Origin of the sequence: Chitinophaga barathri (assembly GCF_003807585.1) — a bacterium.
In the GTDB taxonomy this organism is placed as follows: domain Bacteria; phylum Bacteroidota; class Bacteroidia; order Chitinophagales; family Chitinophagaceae; genus Chitinophaga; species Chitinophaga barathri.
Map to the genome: position 1 here is coordinate 577,059 of NZ_RMBX01000001.1, position 21,262 is coordinate 598,320.

Sequence of the window (21,262 nt, forward strand, 5' to 3'; positions counted from 1 at the left end):
TTTCGTCATGATTACCAAAATAATTGATCACCTGAGAAAAGTAGAGGCAATGGTTATCAAGAGGGTTGTGTTGGGATATTTCAACATTGCTTTTCGCAGCATGGCGCGCAGTATTCCGGGGTAATTCTTTGCGGTCTTAGGGGAAATTTCCAGTTTTTTGCCGATCTCCTGGTGGCTGAGCCCTTGTCGGGCAAGCTCATAGTATTTCCGATACTTTTCAGGAAGAAGAGATAAATGCTGCTCAATTTCATTGTAGAGGTCTGCTCGAGTGATTGTTTCTGCGCTGGGATCGTCAACAGTTTCCGATAGTATTGCTAAGTTGGCTCTAAATTTTTCTTCCCTTGGTAATGCTTCGAGATAAGAAAGGCAGTTGTTGCTTACGGTACGCATGAGGAAACCGACAACATGACTTTCGTTATTGAAGTTCCGATGCAGCCACAATTTCATAAATGCTTCCTGGACAATATCCTTCGCAACTTCTTCGTCTACAACATATCTGCGTGCCTTAAGGAAGGCATGGGCATAATATTCGTCCCACACAGCCTTGAAAGCAACAGGGTCCTGCCGGTTGAGTAGCGGGACTACGTCTTTATGTTCAAATGATTTCATGTGCAGTTGCCTTGGAACGTCAACTATTTGGTTCAATGATATTCCCCGCCCACTCAGCAATCCTGAATCCATTATCAATAGGCCATCGTAAAATCTAAAACGAATAGGGAATTTCTATGATATCTAATAAGGAAAAGGTCTAAGGTGAGAAAATCGTTGAACTGGTGCCGAATCGGCGGTCAATCCGCCACAATAGTAAGGAAATTTAGCCAATTCGCATACATCTGAAAAATCAACGCTACTGAGCACTTCAACGCCTACACACCTGTCCCAAAAAGATTATAACGCTTATGTGAAACCGTACTAAGATTAAAAAATGAGACATTTTCCGAGGTATACCGAACGCATTCCAGAGGTCGCTTACTTTTATGATGTCAACATTAGTGGAATTAAACCTTTCCATCATCATGAAACGTGGAGTCACTATCTTCTTGGTAATTGTTTTCACCTGGTTAAGTTCTTGCAAGTGGGAAGACAACTTTACAGAGGCACAAGTAAAAAACGGAGATGCAATCAACTTCCTCCCAAAATTCAAGATGCTGCGTCTAGACAGCACCGAGATCAAAAGCACTTCAATTCCTAATGACAAAATCACAATTTTAGTATTGTTCGATCCAACATGTCACAATTGTAAAGACGAGCTAATTGCGCTGAGTGACAGCATTAACCATTTTTTTTCCGCAAGCATAGCCTTAGTTGCACCATTTCCTATTTCAGATATAAAATCCTGCCCCGAAATTAAGCGCTTTGAAGGCTTAAACAACGTGACAATAGCAAGTGATCATCATAATGTCACACAGACTATTTTTAATGGAATGCAAGTCCCAATGACTTTGATCTATGACAAGGATCAACGTCTGCGAGCAGTATTCCGCGGAACAGCCGATATGAATGACTTAATTAAGCAATTCAATAAGGTAAAACAAAAGCCAACTATGAAAGGCTAATATAAAAGTTTCATTCTTATAATTTATGCCTACTTCCTTTAAAAATTTAGACATCAAAGATGTCTTTGAGAAAGAAAATGTGCAATTCAAAAGTGAAAGCATCTTCCTCACAGTAGGAAACGCTTCACCAGAAGCTCAGGAGATTTTCTATATCTCAATTAGTCCCGCATTTTTAATCGATTTCCTCCCCTACTATATAAGTTTGGCACACAAAAGGCAAATTAATTATCAGATTGTCAGCACTTTAGCAAATGCTCTAGATGTTGTAGACGGTGTATACGGAATAACAACTGTCGGCAAAACGATCACAATTTACTTTTACGACTTTGTTGACCTCCCTTTCATAAAAAATGTGATTCAGGCATGTCAAACATATTCAGGACCAGATATTCCAGGAACATATAAAATCGACAATTGCGTTTATTCAAATTTAAAGACGAAGTTCTCAGTCACTGACTTCCCTAACATGGCCGAAGTTCAAGTTTCCAGGATAGATTTCGGTCACAACTACCAAAACACAGCTATTTTCAGCGAGCGGCCTAAAGGGAATATTCTAACCTCAACATTAATATTACCTGATAAATCCAAACAATCCGTTTTCATTAAAGAAGGAAAAAAGTGCATGTGGCGCGACAAATCTGGGCGCACAATCATAGATCGAATCAAATGGGAGGGAAATCTTCTCAAACAACTGCAGTCCATTGTCAAGGTTCCAATTCTTTTCGATGAGTTTTGCATTGACGGCAATGAATACATTGTTTTGGAAAAAATAGAGGGCTCTACATTTACGGACTTTATTAAGAAACTAAACAAAAACTATGAGGCATGGCGATACTGGAAATATTCAGATCAAACTAAGGCACTAACCACTTTCAGATCAATAATACTAATATTAAACAAGCTATTTATTAATGGATATATACACCGTGATATTTCGAGCGAAAATTTTATAGTTGGGAAAAATGGAGAAGTGACCCTTATAGACACTGAATCCATAGTTGATTTAAACGAACATCTGCCTGAACCACCTTTTGAAACAGGAACGAAAGGCTTCTCGAGTCCTGCGGTATTTGATAATCTAATGCCGTCGCTAAACGACCATATTTATTCAATAGGCAAATTAGCGCTATTTCTATCCACTACAATTCATCCTCTCTATTTTGACCAATACTCTTCAGACAAGCTTGCCTGGCATCTCGAAAAGTTTATTGGTCGCCATGAAATTGGACACTTCATAATATCGTGTTTGGATTATCCTAATGAATATACCCATGATCGGTTAATTTCGGAAATTGATAAAATTATAAATGAGCAAACTAATGTAAATAACCTTGGAAAGGTTGATAAATTCCATCCAAATAGAGACTCTTTGCATTCAGTGATAAAATCAGATTTAAGCACAATTGATCTGAAGAACATTCTTTCATTTGATTTGGGGCAACTGAACTTTCTCAAAAGTAATGAATCATCATCAGATCTGGGATGGCATAACGGGGTTCTTGGTCTGGTGCATACCTTTATTAAAGCTCATAACCATAGTGGTCTATTAACCAATGCGAATGAAAGTAAAATAATAAATGAGTTCCTGACGAACATTATGGAGTTCCATATGGATAAGATAAATGACTGTAAGGTTGGACTAAAGGATGGCGTATATAGTCTGCTCTATACATGTGCGAAGGCCATGGGGGTCTCTATCCTTAAGTCAAATGATATGTTTACCGATTTCTTTCAGCGCGTTGTATGGCTAAAGCCAAATAATACAAGCTACAACTACGGCTCGCTTGGCATCGTTCCGTCGCTACTTATAACTTCCGAGGCCCCATTTGAACCACAAATTAGAGAAATAAGCAAGGCTTTATTGTATAACCTATACCAAAATCTGGCCATCAATTTCGAAAATATAGTCAAGGACAACGATCAAAGCAACTTTATTCTTGAAAACTATTTAGCCATTTTACAGATTAAATCTTCAATCGATATTCCCTACTCACATCACATATTCAGGAGCATAACTAACAATATAAACACTTTGACAAATTCACTTCAACGTGAAATACAAATAGAAGGATTAAATAATCATAATAAGGCTAATTATAATCGACTAATCAAATACCTAACAGTTGCTTCAGCAGGATCTGGTGCAATGTTACCAATTATTCTAGAAGAAATTAAAGACACCCTTCCAAATTTCTTGGTTCTTAACAATCCCTCCCGATTTAATGGCTTAGCCTTTTTCGGAAATATCTTTTTGCAATCATTAAAGACCAATCATTCTGAAGAAATACATAAAAGGCTTTTAAACATTCTCGCGTGCCTTGAATCAATGCGTATGGGTTCAAGTCAAGGTACAACTTGGTACTTACCAAATAAAACAGAAAGATTTTTCGGGTTTGATAACGGTAACAGTGGAATTTTGGATTTCTATTTGGAGGTAATTGATAGCAATGTACATCTAAATTAACTAAACGTCTGCAATAACGATTTGTGTCCCGTTATAAATGCAATTCTAAGCTGCTTTTGAAATGAGTTTGCAGTTTTATCCTCTTATTACAAAACCGAATGTATGAAGAAAATAAAACCTCTATTTGCAGTATGCTTATTTCTTTTTATAGTGAAAATAAATGAAAGCCATCCAAAGAATAGCCATAGAGCCATTCCATCTGCAATCTACTTCAAAGCGTCATTCTCCTGTATTTTATTATTCTCAGGGTGCATACCAGGTTATTTTCAAGACGGAGCAAATGTAAGCAACCAAGCATACATCATTTCTTCAACCGGCACATATCATAGTCTATATGGAAACAATAATTGCGACAACCCCTCAGGTACTATCATGAGAGTAAAATTCTATTAGAAAAATGAACTATTGTCATATTAAATAAATTCCAGAAACTAATAAATAAAGTAGTAAACTAATTTCAATAACATGGTGCGGTATAAAAATAGTTATCGAACCAGATAGAAAAATATTGCTCCAAAATCTTCAAATTTAAACCAAATACTTCTTTTATGACTCACCTTACGACCAAAACATTAACCCTGATTTTCCTTATGACAATTTTATTGTCTCTAAATGATCCTGGGCTATTACGTGCTACTCCACCTTCACTCTATGCCAAAATTGGCGCTGCATGCGTCTTAATTCAAGCTTCAGGTGTATTACCTATATGGCAGGACAATGCGACAATAACCGAGCAAGCACTCATAAGAGACAAAAATGGAAATTTTTGGCGAGTTTACGGAACGAGTAATTGCGATGGTCCCAATGGTAACATAATTCGTGTAAAGTTTGGGTAACATCCCAAATCGAGAATCTTCTCGACGTATCAGTCAAATCGATATTGAGTAGCTACCAGTATAATGCTCCTCCAGGCATCTGATTCTGAAAAATGGAGAAAGGAATACGCCGAAAACCTTAAAACAAAGTAGGCATTTCGATTTGTTCAAAAAATCATTTTTAAATCTAAAATCATTAAACAATGAAACGTACATTCTTAGCTTTTGGAGCTATTGCCCTCACTGCAGGAACCGTAGTTGTAGCAAACAACAAGGAAGACGTTAGAGCAACTCCATCATCGTTATACGCAAAAATTGGAGCATCCTGCACATTAGTACAAGCGTCTGGTGTCAATGCAATCTGGCAAGATGGCGCAACAACGTTCGACCAGGCGAAAATTCAGTCCAATACAGGCAACCTGCATACTGTGTATGGAAACAACAACTGCGACAACGTCAGCGGTACGATCATTCGCGTGAAATTCAACTAATATAGCAGAAACTGCTTAATTAGAAGCAAATGGCAGCCTGATGGCTGCCATTTGCTTCTAAACCTCAGTAACCTGGATTCTGCGATAATGACGGATTTCGTCTAATCTCATCAAAAGGTATGGGTAGCAACTGAGCTGAACTTTTCCAACTTGGCTTGAGAGCAGGAATTATCTTGTCGGCAAGATCCCACCTTATTAAATCTAACCATCGATGACCATACTCGACGAAAAATTCAATTCTCCTTTCTTGTACTATGTCGTTAAAAAGCTGGGTAGCATCGGAGTTAGATTTAGGACCGAGTTCCGCTCTTTGTCTAATTCTATTCAGATACGAATATCCATCGGATACCTTCCCCAGCCTAAGGGATGCTTCAGCAAGAATCATATACAACTCAGACAACCTAAATAGCACAATATGCTCCGTTGCATCCTCTCGGGGAACCTGTTGTTCTCTACCCATTTTATACTTATAAGGGAAATACCATCTTTTTCCATTTCTTTCAATTGAACCAAGCCATTTTTCCTTTCGCTTATCTCCTGGCTCAAACTCCTGTATCAAAGTAGAATCAAGGTAGTAGTCTATAATTCCTCCTTGAGAAACATTATAAACAACAAATTGTCGACCTTCATTGGTCAAATTGAATGGAGCCCTCCTTACATCCTGAGCAAGCGAAAAAACCACTTCACTGCTATTTCTTTTGAACACATTATCCAAATCCGCCTCCAAGGAGAAAAGGGCTTCATTTTTTGCTACCGTGGCAGCGTACTTTTCAGCATCAGCCCATTTTTTTCGATAAAGAGACACTCTTGATAATAGAGCAGCCGCGACCCATTTATTTACCTTTGCTCTTTCCCCATTAGAAATGCTATAATCAGTATATCCATTGTCAAATCCGAAAAGAAGATCTTCTGAAATAAAATCATAAATTTTATCAGTTTTTTCTCTCGCCTTCTTTGCCTCTATTTTCCAATCTGTAGAAGAAATAAGAGGCACATCACCAAAATAAGATATAAGATAAAAATAATAGAAAGCTCGAAGCGTTCGTGCTTCCGACAGCAAGCCTTTCTGAACACTTGTCTTTAAGGTTTTGCTTTTTTCCAAGCCTTCAATGCAAGCATTAGCCTGATAAATGACGGAGTATGCAGCATTCCAGAATTTGCTTACACCAGGATCATTTGATGGAATAGTATTCAATTCATAAGGGGAAATATCACCGCTGAAAACGTGAAGTTCATCCGCCATCATTCCTCCCATCATAGTCAGTTGCGCTGATAAGAAACGAGGTTGCGTTCCAACATTGACAACTTCCGAATACAGAGTATTTACGGCTGCGGTAGCATTCGCACTATCCAAAAACGCCTTTTCAGTGTCAATACTACTTATGGGTGGCGGTATTTCCACAAGAGACTCAACCAGTTTATTGCAACTGCTAAATATAGGGAAGCAAATTCCCAATGCTAAGTGGAGGAAAAGTTTATATTTTTTATACATTGGAATCGTTTTGAAAATATCCTAAAAAGAAAGCTTGGCACCTGCAGTCAGTGCAGACATAATCGGCAATGAGCCAAATGATTGAAGTTCCGGATCAGACCCTTTATACCCTGTGATTAGCAATAGATTATTCCCGCGGATAAATACATTACAACTGGTCATTCCCAGCTTTTTTGAAGCACCTTCTGGCAAATTATACCTAAACTCCAGGTTGTTCAACCGAACAAAGTTGGCATTTGTAATTACTCCATCTGATATCTGAAATGCAACGTCAGATTCCTGCTGGATGACCCTTAATCTTGCAGATTTTGCAATGTCGCCTGGCTTTTGCCATCGGCTATCGTATACTTCCTTTGGAATATTGGCCGCTTCTCCGGGAACCAGGCCTCGGTATAGAGCGTTTTGTCCGTCGGCTATTCGGAATTGAAAGAAAATACTGATTTCAAATTTTCTGTACCGGAAGTCGATGCCGACACCACCATCAGATCGTATGCTGAGATCCTTTGAAATTAAATCGTTATCAGCAGAAAAAGCATTATAGTCAATTCGTCCATCTTTGTTTCTATCTTCGAAAGTATAATTACCTGTTTGTGGGTCAACTCCTGTTAACTTTAATACTCGAGTAATTTTTATTGGTTGACCAACTTCAAATATTGACGCGTAAGGAGATTCTTCGATGCCAGGATATTTTAATAGAATATTCTTGTTAGAGAATGCGTTTGCATAGATTTTCAAATCAATGTTACTTTTTCTTATGGGATTAAAAGATACACTTAATTCAATTCCACGATTCTGTACAGTTGCTGGAAAATTTGCTGTTACAGACTGAAAACCGGTAGCAGAAGGCAATGCGAACTCCAACAATTGATTACCAGAGCGTCTTTGGTACCAACTTGCTTCAATACCGATTCTATCGTCAAGTATTCCCAATTGAATACCGAAGTCAATCATTTTGTCCGTTTGCCACTCGAGATATGGGTTTGCATGTTGTACCGATCTATACGTGACAGAGCTAAGATATGTTGCGGCTGAAGGCAAAGACTGCCATCGAGTGAGATACTTGTAATCTGCTATCCGATCAGAACCTGTAACGCCGTAGCTACCTCGAATTTTAGCAAAATTTACAAACGGGAGCGAGCGTTTGAAATAATTATCCTCTGAGATGATGTAGCCCAATCCTGCAGAATAGAAGTTTCCAATGTTTCTCCCCGCCGCAAACCTTGATGAGCCATCCCTCCTACCTGTTAAGTTGGCAGTTAACTTAGATTTCCAGATATATGAAATTCGCCCGAATGCGGCGGCATACTTATATTCCCCTCCAACGTTACTGCCATATTGAATGGGAGCATTTTCAATCGATCTTATCAGGTTGTCATTTACAAATCCATCTCCCCTTGAATTGCTTCCATTTTGGGCAACTGTTTGATACGTTGCACCAACCTGAGCTCTGAAATCACCGTTTAAGAAAAATTTTCTAAATTCAAGTTGCGGCTCAATAATTATTCGTCCTGAATTTGCTTGCCCAATTATTGAACTACCTGTTGGATTATCCAATGGATTCTTAGAGGCAATAGGAAATATCATAATTTGGTTTTGGAAATTCTGCGAATAACCAAAATCAATCTTGAAAAGAAGTGGTTGAAGTATTTTGTATGATGCGCTTAACTGGGAATTAATATATGTCGTTTTAGCTGTATAGGGCTGCCAAATGGAACCAAAAGGATAGCGATCAGAAATAGGATACCATCCTTTATAGTTTAGCCGGTTCTCCTCATCAAACACTTCAGGTGCATTAGGAGGCAACACTACTGATCCGACCATTGAAATCATATCTGATTTCATGAAAGAAAAATAATTAACAAAGGACAATGACAATTTCCTGTTTAAGCTTTTATGTTCAATAGCAATTTGATTGGTTATTTTTTGATCAGAGCCTGCTAATGTATTTAATGCCTGGAAATTCACAAATGATCCTGACACCCTAAATGTCGTTAGTTTGTCACCGCCACTAACACTCACATCCGCTTGAGTGAGGTTGCTGGTGCCGTTCCAGAAGTATCTCTGCCAATCCGTGTACCGGGTTGAGTCCCATAATTTCAAATCGTAGGCATTCGATTCGTCCGGCGCTATGCCGTCGTTCGCAAATGCTTCACGACGCATCTCAAAATATGTCTTTGTGTCCAACATTGGATAGTTGCGTGGCACAAAGTTCACACCACTTGATGCTGTTATATCAAATCTTGTTTTTCCGGGCTTTCCGCGCTTTGTGGTTACCATAATGACCCCCTTGCCCCCTCTTGATCCCCAAATAGCAGTAGCCTCACCATCTTTCAAAACCTCAATTGATTCAATATCACTTGGCGAAAGACTGTATAGTGGGCTTTGGCCTCCAGAAGGACCCGTGATTCCACTTTGATTAAAACCAGAGTATTCACTAACTACATTGGCATCAGTAACAATTGTAAGTGGGTTCAAAGGCACTCCATCGATCACTATCAGAGGATCACTTGGACCATTAATTGTGCTTTCACCTCGTATTACGAACCGAAAAGGGCCGGATTTGTATCCTGATGTCGGAGTAACTGTTAACCCTGGTACTCGACCTTGTAATGCTGTTGCGATGTTCGCGACAGGATATCTTTCGATTACGGTGCCCTTGACTGTGGTTACGTTTGCATTACTGTATCTCTTCGAAGTAATTTGGTAGCCTTCTTTCTGGACGGCATTTAATCCTACAGTTTCGACCTTCAATCTCAAATTGACCTCTCGGTTAGAACCAACGGTAAAAAGCTGATCAGCATATCCTACGTATGAAACGCGAACACGATCTCCTAGGTTTACATTTTGAAGGATAAAGACGCCGCTCGCCTTCGTATAGGTCCCTTTACCCGTAGTTAAATTCTGGACTGTCACATCCGAAAGCGGTACGTCCCCTTCGCCAATAATTAACCCGGTTATTGGGAACCCTGATCGCCTGGAAGTATCATCAACAATGTTAGGGGGCTCTGCAGTCGCGATCGCAAATCTCTCATTTATCAAAATGCTCCGCCCCATTAATGATAGCCTAAGATCCTGTCCAACTTCTAATAGCCGAAGAGCTTCAGCGAGATCGACACTGTCCCGGCTTATCGTCACCGGTCGGGCCGTTTTCACTAAATTGTATTTACCAGCTAGGTTGAATCCAGTTGCGCGTTGAATATCGCGCAGCACAGTAGCCAAATCGGCGCCGTCATATTTCAGCCGGACTCGCTGTCCGTACGTCTCCGCACTAAGCTGTAGCGAAGCTACAAGGATAAGAAAAAAGGAGAGCTTCATAATCAGTAAAGGTTTGACAATTAACCACATACGTGGCTTAATTTCGATTTTGGCGAAAAAAAACATAACTTCGAAAAGTTGAAGGTTAGTGAAAGGTGATTACTATAAATTAGCCTGCAACACTATGGTACCGCGACGGGTCACGACCGTTTCGGTACTTTTTTATGTTCAGTATTTTGTTTGCGGATATCGTACCGGTAGCGTGACGGGTACCGGAACATATCCGGGCTCCGAAAGACTACCAGGCAGGAGGTTTAATGGTCAAGCTAAAGGGAAGAAAATAGCCGGTTTCAGGTTGGGACGTAAGCGCTTGATAATCTTACGTACACGCACCATTGACGGCTCATGTCTACTGTCAACGCATAATGGCTTTCGCGGGAAATGGTCTCGAATTTAACTTTCTTGGGGCTAAACAAATCGTAGATGAAAATAGTGGAATTACACTTCAAATCAACACAGGCATAAATTTCGACACCTTTTGCCTGCTTCCGGACACTGATAACTTACTTCACAATCAATTTTATATCAACGTCTTTCGACGATTTTCTTCTTAGGGTCAGGGGGAAAGATTTCGCCCCTGCACGCTGATATACAGTTGTAATCTAAACTCTAAATCAAAAGAACAAATTACTACTGTGCATATTCGTTAACCTTGTATTGTGGGGATCGGAAGATTCCGATCCCGGTGCTTGCAAATGTGGATAGTTCTAACAAGTTTAAAATCAAATGCTTTATGTTTCAAACAATCAATTCTTCAATACATGGATATGCCTACCATCCCGCTCAAAACGTAGCCCGATGTCACTCTGCTCCAGCAGGCGGAGCGTCTGGTCTATTCCTTCGTTGCGGCCGATAATGAGCATCATATTGATCTCTGGCACCGGCGTTTCCCAAAGAAAAGTGACATCATACCATCTACCAACCTCCCCAATGATCTCGGCTACCGGGATATTGTCCGCCCTGAAGAAGCCATCTCGCCAGTCGATGGCATCCTGGGTGGGCACTTGCTTAACCTCTATGTCGTCATTACTACGGCTACGCTTTACCGACGCCTGTTGCCCTGGCTTAAGCACTTTGTCGCTGTCGCCGTGTCGGACGCGCACGGCACCTTCCAGTAAGGTCGTCCTGATATCTCCCACACCCGGGTAGGCTTTCACGTTGAAATGGGTCCCCAGTACATCCACGGTCGTTGGCTTTTCACCGTTAAACCCCAGTATTGTCACCTGGAAAGGACGGTGGTGATCCTTGGCCACTTCGAAGTATGCCTCTCCCTGTAATTCCACTTTGCGCGCATCGGCGAAGCGAGTTGGATAAATGAGCCGCGAATCTGCATTAAGCCAAACGAGCGTACCGTCGGATAGTGTCACCTGGAATACGCCTGAGCGTGGCGTCACCAAGGTATGGGTAGCTGAATAATCGCCGGTTGTGAGCTCATCGGTGTATTGAAGTTGCGTCCCGGTAATCGAGCGCACGGCTACACCGTTAGCGGTCAGCGCCAGGCTGGCGCCAGAATCCAAAGGTATCTTTCGGCCATCACCCAGTATCAGCGTTGCGCGCGAGCCTGCAGGCTTAACCGGTACTGTCATTGCTGCCTTATCGGCCATCAGCGAATTGGATGTATGAGCAATATTCTGACGCCAAAACAGCAGCGCGAACGATGTAATCAATAATGCCAAAGAGCAGGCCGCAATCAGTAAGGACCAACGGATCTTCCTGACCTTGCCTTGTTTTCCTATGCGGCTCATGATCGCTGCATAGTTCTCGCGCCTTACCTCCAATACTTCCTTATACGAGTGCAATACATCTTTAGATGTAAGGTCTTTATAAAATCGTTTATGAAGAGGGTGTGCGGATTGCCACTGCCGCAAAAGTCCTTCTTCGTCAGGGGTAAGCTGCTGACCCAGCATTTGCCGGGCAATCAGCGCTTCTATCGCTGATGTATCCTCCATTGGAGTTGGTTTAATAATTAATACTATACCATCGATCTTCACTACTGCTTTTCGGCTTCTTTCCCGTGGTATACATAATCAATACACAGAAGTGGGCGATTTGTCCCGGTACTTTGAAAAAAAGTCTTTATGCCTCCGAATTACCCGGCGCCGGCATTGGATAGCCATGCCACCGTCTCCGATCCCATCAGGCAAAATGCAACAAGCGCCCAATCTCCTCGGGCTAGTTCCTCGCGCATGTAGCGCTTGGCAATGGAAAATCTGTTTTTAATTGTCTTTGGATGAGTCGCCAGCAGGACGCCGATTTCATCAGTGTGATACCCCTCAACGTATAGTCGTATAATCTTTCGGTCGATATCGCTCAGCTTCAAGAGCTCTGATTCGACCAATTCAATCACCCTAGCGCGAATGTTGGCCAACATGGCGCAATGCGCATCGGAGATCAGGAACGAAGCCTCGATGTCCATTTTTTTCAACCGAAGGTTTTTGGAATGCCGCGACACATATTCGCACCGGTTTTTTACCGCGATCATTGCGCAGCCTTCTAAATGTGCCCGGCTGGCGAAATCCTTACGAATAAGGGACACAAATACGTCCTGAACGACATCTTTGGCGTCTTCGTTGCCCACAAAGGTTGACGCGTAGTAGAATAACTTGTCATGCAGTCTTAAGTACAGTTCCTGGAAGTCCTCGGCGGAGCCGTCGCCGAACCTCATAATCTTTTCCATGTTGAGCCTTTTATCACTACTATTCAAATTCGAACTCCCCACGTATGACGATGGTCCCAGCAGTCTACGATAGCATCGGCAGATGGCAACGACACCGCGAGGGCGGTTAGGGTTGTAGCAGAAAAATGTATTCTAAAGGAAAAGGAGGCGCTACGGCGTTTTGGGGCGCAACCGCCTGCTGCAATCCGGGCGAGGCTATGCCTCTGCCAGGTTCAGGTTGGAAAGGAATGTATTTTCTTCAGCAATATTCAGAGGTAAATATACTCGAATTTTTTTTAACTATCATCTACTTTTATTCAACCTTATTTAAAAAACATTGAATAATACATAGAAATTATATGAAAACGTTAAATAGTGTTCAAATTCCCGATGCAATAAAAGATTTTGACCTCACTTAAGAGGCCGAGCTGTTCGGGGAAAGCACCTATCCATTATTTTTGTTTCTGCAATTTCTACAAACGGGTAGCATGTCTTTTGCCGGAATACGTGCTCGATGTCTCACTACTGTGCCACGGAGATAGTCAGGGTCAATCCCCCTGTTTATCCCTGGTCCACCGGTCAACCATGCGGGAATAACGGCCCCGCCTTTTAGAGATCAATCACCATTTACAACCGCAACGCGTTTTTCCTCCTCAGACGCGTGGCAAATTTTTCGCTCCGTCGGAACGTTCCCTCGGTGTCTTGGTGTGCACCTGCACGCTAAGCACACGATCGAGTTCTAACCGGAACAGGCCGACACATGTTCATTAACCAAAAATCGCCCATGTATCCAAACAATGTCAATACCCGTATTCCTTCATACGATGATCTGCGCGATTCCTTTTGCCAGCCACAAAGTTCGTCTACCAGTCCTTCTTCCGCACTGTGGCACTCACCGTTAGGAATACGCCAGTGGTTGCAGGAGTATGTTGCTGCCTTTACTTGCCGACCTGGCCGTCAATGCCTTTTACTGGCCATCCGAACTTACGGAATAGTAGTCGCATACAAAAAATATCTTATACACACCCGTACCGGTCCGAACGACTTCCGAACCGGACAACTGCAAATACGGCTGAATCTGACACTTCAACTTTCGTAATAAACCATCAATCATGACCTCATCCAAATTTACAAACCAACCTCCCCCGGTGACCTGGGTTACCGGCAAGGATATCATTGCGGTGGCTGAAGAAGCCATCGAACATCATATGGATTGTGTGATTACAAAGGCATTTGGACCGATTCGTTCCAAACCAGTGATCGAATGGCTAACCAATGGAGTGCAGGTTTCATATGCTACCGTTGTGGAACTGTACGCACTATGTTTAAGGGACCTTCAACATGAGATAAAGAGCGTACGTTACGAATCTCTTGACGTCGCCTTAAAGGATCAATTGCATGTACCAGCATGCGGGGACATTGAAGATGGAATGCAACAATTGTTGGAACGCCGGCAAGCCATAACCTACAACCTTCATCTGTACCGGCAAGGCAGCGACAAACGCGGGTTCTTAGTTGAATCACTATTCAACCAGCTCAACGAATATTTTGGTAGAAAATTTGGCATTACCGGAACGATCAAAGAAAAAAGACGACGCTGTTTTATAGTTACCTCCTTGCAGGGTTCCTCAAAAGCTCCTATTCCTACAGCCACTAAACAGGGCGAAAATCAGTTGACTTTTATCAAATTCTGCGCCGCACTTTACCGGCGTACACAGATGTATGTATCCGTTGAAGTCGATCGTGAAGTACCCGATTTGTTCCCCTCCCGTTGGATCAAATTCCTTGAACTTGAACCACTCAACGAAGTCCTCGTTACACGCGGGCTTCAAATCTCCATCGGGGAAAGAAATTACAGCACCATTTATCTCACCAAAAAAACTAACAACATAACTAAAGAAAGCGGAGCCTAAGTTGGAAATTCACAAAGGCTTCCTACCGGCATCCGGTGTTTACCGGGTGCCCTTTTTTCTCGCAACTATTAAACTAAATCCCCACTTCCTAATCAGTCTCCAATGAAATCTATTCTTTTCGCAATCCTGCTTTTATCCGTGACCTATACTTCCTGCTTACCCATCCGCAACACTTCCCTGACGGACCTGGAAAAGGAAGGCCGGTTGATCTACCAGTTAGAAAGGTGCCACGATTCGGCGCAAACCTACTGCCTCGATCTCCTCAGATTCGGGAAAAAAGTCAGGATCACGGTCTATGATATAATCTCCTACCTCGAAGATGGTAAGCTCCTCTTCGTCGCCTACGACACAGCGAAGATTGCAATTCTCCAAGGAGAATTTGACATTGCCTCAGGAAATATTGTTAACGCCGTGGTAAGAGATAGGACGTTGACGCCCCGGGAAGATTCACTCGCCCAGATCTGCAAAAAGGTGGATAGTCTCCGTTCAGCGCTCGAACCTGACGGCGCACAACGATACCGTCTTATTGCCTATATCGGAGACGACCATGTAGCCAGGGTATATATTTACCCGCGAGAGGAAAATCGCCGTGAGCTGGTTTGGGGCAACGACTATCTTGTTACTTTTAATAGCCTGACCACCTCCGGCGAGGTAAGACAGTTGCACAACACGGCAAATCGGAACGCATATGCAGCCTCTGAGCTCACCAGCCATAACCACAATGAAGACGATTTTTTTATTGCCGCCGATTATTTCCGATTGCTAAAGGTAAGAGATAAAGTGACTTGGAAACAGCACACCATTTACGGAAAAAGCAGGCATCGGTCATGGACCATTGATATGAATACGATGGGAGTATCCCAGCTCATTGTGCCCTGAGAGGCCACCGCATCTACACACAACTCTGTGCGCATTGTCTACCGGCATGATGCTCCTGCATTCGGCGTCAGGTGGCAGTATCTCACTTCTTGGTGAATAGCAAATAAGCAAGCTCTGGGTCGGATTTAATGCGTTCCATGGTCTCCTGGACGATCATCGCCACTTCGTTTTTGATACGGATATAATTATCCATCACATCCTGCTGCGTGACATTACGGATTTGGGGTAACGGCTCGTAGGCGTCTTCCTCGCGCTTGATTGCCTCCCAGTCATTTTGTATCTGGCAATGAAACGCTTTGAGCGGCACTGGTTGAGACGGCATGTCGGTAACCACCCCGGCGAACTCGCCGGCTGACAGGTTTGAAATTCTCGAAGCAGGAACCGCGAACTCCAAATTCGTATTACGGGACATCGAGGTGTCCGTTCGGTTAATACTGACGCTTTCCCGTTCCTGAACGATCTTTCCGATCCTTTCGCTTACCGTCCGCGCCGTGTCGCCGGTACCTTGTCCGGCGATGATATTGCCACAAATATTGATGACTACATCCGCCTGCTCTTTTGTGTAGTCCTTGCGGAGTTGCTCGATGCTTTGAACTATAACGAAGATGCTGACCTTATTCTGCCGACAGGTAGCGATTGTCGTATCCAGTGGCTGGAATATGGTGGGGTACTCTTCAAAAACCACGGTGCAAGGCTCCATTTTCTGGCGATTCACCAGCTTGAGCATTCTGCTTGTGTAAAGGCTGATGACCGCGCCGTAGGTCTGCAACTTCACCGGGTTGTTGCCGATACAAAGGATTTTCGGGTCTTCAGGATTGTTTATATCCAAGGAGAAATCGTTGCCGCTCATCACGTAGTAGAGCTGCGGCGACGACAGGCGAGCCAGACCGATTTTTGCTGAGGCGATCTGTCCTTCGAGTTGCTCCATCGCTCTGTTCGTGTAGGCATTAATATAGGGACTAAGATATGCGTCCAACTCGCCAGCCTCAACGCTCCCGAGCACAGGAAAGAGCATTTCATAGTCAGCCTGCAGGAGCTCCAGCACATGTGGCAGCGTGCAGTACCTGCCGTCCTGGTACTGGCGTAAAAACCAGATTACGGCGGTGACAAAATTAATGGCACTTTCCACGAAAAAATCCCCTGCCTTAGCGACAAATGACTTATTCAATCCGAACAAAATGCTTCGGCTTGCTTCGGCCGCATCGGTAATATCATCCATCATGGTGGGGTCAAGCGGATTGCAGCGGTGGGATTCATTGAGCCGGTCGAAGTTGATGACACAAAAGCGAGGGATACGCTCGTAACAATGCCGGTTCTTCAGGAAAGCGTTATAGGCCACACGCGTCAGATCATCGTACTTGAAATCATACACAAATAGCGTTTGCGCGTTTGCAGTACTTTGATAGAGCAGGGATTTAACGATGTAGGCGGTCTTACCAGCGCCGGGACTTCCGCAAATCAACGTCCCCCTCAGGCCGTAGATATTAATGAACATATCCCGGACCTTACCCCCGAATCGATACTTACCCGGGAGGTTAATGACAAACCGATCCCGGATGGCTTGCTCCATCTGCGGGAATGTCTCGTTTTCCAGGTTGAAAATGTCTTTGCGCATTCTCAACTTGATGTAGCGGCTCAACTGTGAGCCACCGGCCAGCATCATCAGGAAGCCTACACCGCTAAAGGCGATATAGTAGACAGTCAGGACTGCTGGGGGCAGCGAAACATAGAAGAAAAGAATACTCGCGAAATAGATCGCTGTGCCAGCGATCACCATGGTGATGACTACCTGCAGGCGGATCTTCTCGTCTTTTTTACCGCGGGTGCCGATCATCGAAACGGCCAGCACAACCCAGATGAAGAGTTTTGAAAAGTGAACATCTCCAATAAATGCAGCCTGCGCAAAATGCGAAAGAAACCGGGCCACCATTGGGTGGGCAAGTCCCCAACCCTGGAAAGCGGCGTAGCAAAAGATATAGTAATGGAGCACCAGCAACACGACGCTGGCTTTACGGACAAAGTCGGTAATGGCCCGCAACGCGGGATCAATATCAGGGCCCATAGCCTCGTTTTTTTAAGTGATGGAATGGCATGGCGCCTGGCCCGAGGCTATAGCCGGCGCTGCCTTTTCTTCTTCTTTTTCTTGGTCAGGAAGTGGTGTGGAGTATAATTTGAAGTGTAGGTGTAATCCAAGGCATCCTGTGTACCCTTGACGATCTCTTGCCAACCGGCCCGGATTTGCTGGCGGCCGAATCTTTCCAGCGCTCTGGCTATCCCTGTGGTCGGTTGGGGCGTACGGTGACGTGCTTTAGAGGGGGCCCCGGCCATGGTCGCCAGCCATGCCCGTACCCGCGGCGGCATACGCACGTAAGCATCAGTAGGGGTATCGACCCTACCCATCCAGTATTGCGATTTGCCGTCTTTTCCCTGGCTCACATGGATAAAGAGCCCCTGCTCGGCCCATGCTTTCAGGATGGATTGCGGCGTGCGGCGAAAATCAGTCCGGGCTATCACGTTGCGTACGTAAACACCATTGAAAGCGGTATCCGGCGTTTGAGGCGGCGAGAGCTTGCGAAGGACCGCTGCTGCACCTAAGTCTTTCCGCAAATCTGACCCGGAAAATACGACGCGGGTATGCGTATCTATAAAGGTCAGCCCGAAGATCCGGTCGTTTTTCCCGCGATGGAAGTGCGCCTTAATGCCGAACCGGCCGATCTCATCGCAGAAAGATTCAAGGCTGGAGCAGGACCTGACCGCGTCCGATACTATACGGGTAACCCGGCCCCGGAAGCGCTCGCGCTGCTCTTCCTTTACACTGAAGATTTGGCGTAACACCTTCATGGTTGGCCGTTCATGGATGGCTGAAGCGTTGACCTGCCGGCCTACTTTTTCGCCATGAGGGCCGAGCATACTATATACAAGACCATCTACGTCGCGCCGCTTGCTGCCCGACTCACCAGGGTCGGCCATGATGTTATATTGCCGCAAGACAGCGTTGAAGTCGCCAAGCGAGGCGAACTTGTACTGGGCAATCACCATGCGCACGATATTGGATATGGCGCGCTTGGTTTCCTGGTGACCATAGCGGAGCGCCTCTGCATCTAAGGACAGGTTTTGCTCTCCCTGCCTCTGGCCCCTTCCCTCTGCTTTTATCAGTGCAAACTCATCTTCTATCTGCTTGCGGGCGGGCTCGGCGACATCGCGGATAAACCAGTCTTCCGGCATTTGCGTGCCGTCCCGACGAATATTAGTGGTTACGATATGCAGGTGCGGATGGGCAGTATCCGTGTGCTGGTAAATCAGCGCCGGTTGGTCGCCGTACCCCACCAGGTCGATGTATCGCTGAGCGATTTCAATCATCCGCTCAGGAGAGAGCATTTCTTCCGGCGGGAAGCTCAAAACAAAATGCACAGCGTTGCGCATCGCTCCTGCATTAAGGCTCGTTATTTTTTGGAAGCGCCGGGATTTTTGCAGTGCATTGAGCGCATCGGGATCGGCGCCAAAACCCGATGCCTCCAGGCATATGCCGGTACCTTCCTGAACCTTGGCCTCATTGTACCGGATCAGTCCATCGAGGTCGCAACCATATATCACTTTTGCAACCACTGCTTGGAAAATTGGGCGATAATCGAAAGCAGCGCGTCGGTCTTCATCCCGACTTCGCGGTACGCCGTAGCCACCTCCTGCAGCCGTTCCATCCTCGCCGCTGTACCCGCCGTAGAATGGAAAACCCGCGTAGTTTGATTTACATTTTGACCAATGGCCTGCAGCTCACGACGGATACGAACCAACTCCTCCATCACCAGGTCAAGGCTGCCGTCAACCGTGAAAATGGTGACCTTCTGCTCACACAGTATGGTGCGCACCAGCTCACTCATACTACGATGGTGGCTTTGGTTTAGGAGTCCGGTTAGCCGCTGAAAATGCTCATCGTTAATACGCGTTTTGACGATATTGCGCAGGTGTCTCCCCTCCTCTTTCTTTTTCCTTCCCATAACTACACATTGTAAGCGCTGCCATGATGGCAAACGCCTGTAACAACTACACAGCCGACTTCGGAGGCCATTTTTGTGTACATTTTCACATCTTGCTGGGCAGCGCAAACGCGCTGTTCCCCTGCGGTGAGGCGAGTCCTCAGCAACCCGGTGTCCAACAAAACAGCGTTGCAGATCGGAAACGCTGACAGCCTGACACATAGATACTGCCCATCCTATCCAACGTTTACCCGTCGAAAAATGGCAATATCCCGGACACCTTTCTCCCGGACATTATCTTTTAGATCCATCCAGAGCCGGATGTTGTAATCTGCTAATTCAATAACGTCTTCAACGGTGAGGCCAAAGGGATTGGCGACGGATCGCTTCCTGTTATCTCCTTCCGGGACTTCTACCAAACCGAGTATGCTGGTAGTAAATCCTTCGCCCACTTCCAGGGTCGGCGTGATGGTTATGCTGTTGCCAGCCATCTTTATCACACGGTCGTTGCTGAGTACCAGCGTGCGTTTCTTTTGCGTTGCCATAATTTAAAATTTGATCGTTCACTCTTACATCTTGCGGCCAACTCGATCCTTCAATACCGGCCGCCGGCCAACTTGGCGTGTGGGGAAATTCAATTTGAGGGGATTATAAATGGAGCTCAACCTATCCACCATAAAAAAAGTTGCACTCCGTTTGATGGACTCTGGCAGTTCGCTTTCAACGAGAAAATCCCCCGGTTTTATATCACGCATCATTAACCGTACTACTATGCGCTGAAGTTGACTTTCTCCCTCCTCCGTGCTGGCTATTTCCTGAACCGGCTTGTGGAGCCGCCAAACCCGAAAACGCATCGACTGGCCTTTATAAATGGATAAGCAGTCCTTGAGCCATGATGGCCGAAACACCTCGCTGGTAAACTCTTCTTTTACCATACGGTGATGCAACCAGGCATCGTAAACAGCGGTGTTTAGCGTTTGTAAGGAACGCTGTTTCGAATAAAATAACTCCGCTTTAAGCTCCAAGCGACGCGCATTTTCATTGGAATCAACTCTTATCCAAAACTCATTTGAACCGGCCCTCTTTCGTGTTTGGCCTACACGGCGACCATTGATGTATAGATCGGCCGTTACCTCTCCGTTTGATTCGGCGCCCACATAATTGTCTATTACATTTTTAATTTTCACCCTCATGCCAACCAATTTTTATCGTGACCGCCTTGCATTCCAGCCTCTTAGCTGCACTGGTTCGCTTCTCCATTTCCAACGCATCATCCGGTCGAAAAATTCCCGCATCGATGCGGCAGGCGCATTACTTTGCTGGAAGTATACTGGTGGTAGCCGGAAACGTTCCGCTCGAACGACGGCCGGCGCAATCCCGGGTGGCGGGTCTACCTTGTGGAGGGTAGCGTATCCAACCGGGTCGAGTTTATCGGGACCGTCGAAGCGATATAAGCGGGTGCCAGAGGGAAGCCCTTCGGCCAACAATTCCGGACTGACAATGCCGGTACCTTCCCTATAAAAGATGAGAAATTTGTTTTCGGCTTGCAGGTATGGTAAGTCTGCCAACGGAATAACAGCGCTGTTGTCTCCGACCTTGGTAAGCAGCCCCGCAGCAACATTTGCCTCATAGATATCTCTACCGAACTGGATCATTGGGAACTGTCGCGTCATGGACAAATTAATTTAGGGATGAAAGAAATAGTTA

The 21,262-nt window shown here is 44.7% G+C and carries 16 protein-coding genes; 5 read left to right on the plus strand and 11 right to left on the minus strand.

The window, feature by feature from the left end; translation table 11 throughout:
- Positions 1 to 27: 27 nt before the first annotated feature.
- The gene (locus EG028_RS02065) at positions 28 to 609 is read right to left on the minus strand and encodes a sigma-70 family RNA polymerase sigma factor (RefSeq protein WP_162946210.1); all 582 of its coding nucleotides are present in this window, start codon (positions 607 to 609) and stop codon (positions 28 to 30) included.
- Positions 610 to 1,016: 407 nt separating this feature from the next.
- Between EG028_RS02065 and EG028_RS02070 the strand changes: the two genes are divergently transcribed.
- The 3 genes from EG028_RS02070 to EG028_RS02080 all read left to right on the plus strand — a co-directional run bounded on the left by EG028_RS02070 (position 1,017) and on the right by EG028_RS02080 (position 5,326).
- On the plus strand, positions 1,017 to 1,556 hold the full coding sequence (locus EG028_RS02070; protein WP_162946211.1) for a peroxiredoxin family protein: 540 nt from the start codon (positions 1,017 to 1,019) through the stop codon (positions 1,554 to 1,556).
- Positions 1,557 to 1,581: 25 nt separating this feature from the next.
- Positions 1,582 to 4,020: a protein kinase domain-containing protein gene (locus EG028_RS02075; protein WP_120514381.1), complete on the plus strand. Its 2,439-nt coding sequence runs from the start codon at positions 1,582 to 1,584 to the stop codon at positions 4,018 to 4,020.
- A 1,018-nt stretch (positions 4,021 to 5,038) separates the two neighbouring features.
- Positions 5,039 to 5,326 (plus strand): hypothetical protein, encoded by a 288-nt coding sequence (locus EG028_RS02080; protein ID WP_120514382.1) that lies wholly within the window; start codon positions 5,039 to 5,041, stop codon positions 5,324 to 5,326.
- Between the two features lie 64 nt (positions 5,327 to 5,390).
- On the opposite strand, the gene EG028_RS02085 is transcribed toward EG028_RS02080, so the two are convergent.
- The 4 genes from EG028_RS02085 to EG028_RS02100 form a co-directional block, all read right to left on the minus strand.
- A complete protein-coding gene (locus EG028_RS02085; RefSeq protein ID WP_120514383.1) occupies positions 5,391 to 6,818 on the minus strand; it encodes a RagB/SusD family nutrient uptake outer membrane protein in 1,428 nt (475 codons plus the stop codon).
- A 21-nt stretch (positions 6,819 to 6,839) separates the two neighbouring features.
- On the minus strand, positions 6,840 to 10,133 hold the full coding sequence (locus EG028_RS02090) for a SusC/RagA family TonB-linked outer membrane protein (protein ID WP_221198095.1): 3,294 nt from the start codon (positions 10,131 to 10,133) through the stop codon (positions 6,840 to 6,842).
- A 746-nt stretch (positions 10,134 to 10,879) separates the two neighbouring features.
- Positions 10,880 to 12,082, minus strand: coding sequence for a FecR family protein (locus EG028_RS02095; protein WP_120514386.1), 1,203 nt, complete (start codon positions 12,080 to 12,082; stop codon positions 10,880 to 10,882).
- Positions 12,083 to 12,222: 140 nt separating this feature from the next.
- Positions 12,223 to 12,810, minus strand: a complete 588-nt coding sequence (locus EG028_RS02100; protein WP_120514387.1) for an RNA polymerase sigma factor — start codon at positions 12,808 to 12,810, stop codon at positions 12,223 to 12,225.
- Positions 12,811 to 13,901: 1,091 nt separating this feature from the next.
- Here EG028_RS02100 and EG028_RS02105 point away from each other — a divergent pair.
- A complete protein-coding gene (locus EG028_RS02105; protein WP_123864515.1) occupies positions 13,902 to 14,702 on the plus strand; it encodes a hypothetical protein in 801 nt (266 codons plus the stop codon).
- Between the two features lie 102 nt (positions 14,703 to 14,804).
- On the plus strand, positions 14,805 to 15,581 hold the full coding sequence (locus EG028_RS02110; RefSeq protein WP_120514390.1) for a hypothetical protein: 777 nt from the start codon (positions 14,805 to 14,807) through the stop codon (positions 15,579 to 15,581).
- An 82-nt stretch (positions 15,582 to 15,663) separates the two neighbouring features.
- Here EG028_RS02110 and mobC read toward each other — a convergent pair whose 3' ends face one another.
- The 6 genes from mobC to EG028_RS02140 form a co-directional block, all read right to left on the minus strand.
- Entirely contained in the window at positions 15,664 to 17,643 is a 1,980-nt protein-coding gene (gene mobC / locus EG028_RS02115) for a conjugal transfer protein MobC (protein WP_120514391.1), read from the minus strand.
- A gap of 47 nt (positions 17,644 to 17,690) precedes the next feature.
- Positions 17,691 to 19,187, minus strand: coding sequence for a relaxase/mobilization nuclease domain-containing protein (locus EG028_RS02120; RefSeq protein ID WP_123864516.1), 1,497 nt, complete (start codon positions 19,185 to 19,187; stop codon positions 17,691 to 17,693).
- Positions 19,172 to 19,576 (minus strand): plasmid mobilization protein, encoded by a 405-nt coding sequence (locus EG028_RS02125; RefSeq protein ID WP_162946212.1) that lies wholly within the window; start codon positions 19,574 to 19,576, stop codon positions 19,172 to 19,174. The genes EG028_RS02120 and EG028_RS02125 overlap by 16 nt, the downstream gene beginning before the upstream one ends.
- Positions 19,577 to 19,791: 215 nt before the next feature.
- Positions 19,792 to 20,100 carry a hypothetical protein gene (locus EG028_RS02130; protein ID WP_120514394.1) on the minus strand — a complete coding sequence of 103 codons (309 nt, stop codon included), beginning with the start codon at positions 20,098 to 20,100 and terminating at the stop codon, positions 19,792 to 19,794.
- 24 nt (positions 20,101 to 20,124) lie between these two features.
- Positions 20,125 to 20,748 carry a hypothetical protein gene (locus tag EG028_RS02135; RefSeq protein WP_120514395.1) on the minus strand — a complete coding sequence of 208 codons (624 nt, stop codon included), beginning with the start codon at positions 20,746 to 20,748 and terminating at the stop codon, positions 20,125 to 20,127.
- 12 nt (positions 20,749 to 20,760) lie between these two features.
- Complete coding sequence (locus EG028_RS02140) at positions 20,761 to 21,228, minus strand: hypothetical protein (protein ID WP_123864517.1); 468 nt, start codon at positions 21,226 to 21,228, stop codon at positions 20,761 to 20,763.
- Positions 21,229 to 21,262 lie beyond the last annotated feature (34 nt).

What these genes read in the sequence shown, in the direction of transcription:
- EG028_RS02075 (WP_120514381.1), top strand. Translation starts at nt 1,582, where the DNA reads ATGCCTACTTCCTTTAAAAATTTAGACATCAAAGATGTCTTTGAGAAA.
- EG028_RS02070 (WP_162946211.1), top strand. Translation starts at nt 1,017, where the DNA reads ATGAAACGTGGAGTCACTATCTTCTTGGTAATTGTTTTCACCTGGTTA.
- EG028_RS02100 (WP_120514387.1), bottom strand. Translation starts at nt 12,810, where the DNA reads ATGGAAAAGATTATGAGGTTCGGCGACGGCTCCGCCGAGGACTTCCAG.
- EG028_RS02095 (WP_120514386.1), bottom strand. Translation starts at nt 12,082, where the DNA reads ATGGAGGATACATCAGCGATAGAAGCGCTGATTGCCCGGCAAATGCTG.
- EG028_RS02130 (WP_120514394.1), bottom strand. Translation starts at nt 20,100, where the DNA reads ATGGCAACGCAAAAGAAACGCACGCTGGTACTCAGCAACGACCGTGTG.
- EG028_RS02090 (WP_221198095.1), bottom strand. Translation starts at nt 10,133, where the DNA reads ATGAAGCTCTCCTTTTTTCTTATCCTTGTAGCTTCGCTACAGCTTAGT.
- EG028_RS02065 (WP_162946210.1), bottom strand. Translation starts at nt 609, where the DNA reads ATGAAATCATTTGAACATAAAGACGTAGTCCCGCTACTCAACCGGCAG.
- EG028_RS02105 (WP_123864515.1), top strand. Translation starts at nt 13,902, where the DNA reads ATGACCTCATCCAAATTTACAAACCAACCTCCCCCGGTGACCTGGGTT.
- EG028_RS02135 (WP_120514395.1), bottom strand. Translation starts at nt 20,748, where the DNA reads ATGAGGGTGAAAATTAAAAATGTAATAGACAATTATGTGGGCGCCGAA.
- EG028_RS02110 (WP_120514390.1), top strand. Translation starts at nt 14,805, where the DNA reads ATGAAATCTATTCTTTTCGCAATCCTGCTTTTATCCGTGACCTATACT.
- mobC (WP_120514391.1), bottom strand. Translation starts at nt 17,643, where the DNA reads ATGGGCCCTGATATTGATCCCGCGTTGCGGGCCATTACCGACTTTGTC.
- EG028_RS02080 (WP_120514382.1), top strand. Translation starts at nt 5,039, where the DNA reads ATGAAACGTACATTCTTAGCTTTTGGAGCTATTGCCCTCACTGCAGGA.
- EG028_RS02085 (WP_120514383.1), bottom strand. Translation starts at nt 6,818, where the DNA reads ATGTATAAAAAATATAAACTTTTCCTCCACTTAGCATTGGGAATTTGC.
- EG028_RS02125 (WP_162946212.1), bottom strand. Translation starts at nt 19,576, where the DNA reads ATGGGAAGGAAAAAGAAAGAGGAGGGGAGACACCTGCGCAATATCGTC.
- EG028_RS02140 (WP_123864517.1), bottom strand. Translation starts at nt 21,228, where the DNA reads ATGACGCGACAGTTCCCAATGATCCAGTTCGGTAGAGATATCTATGAG.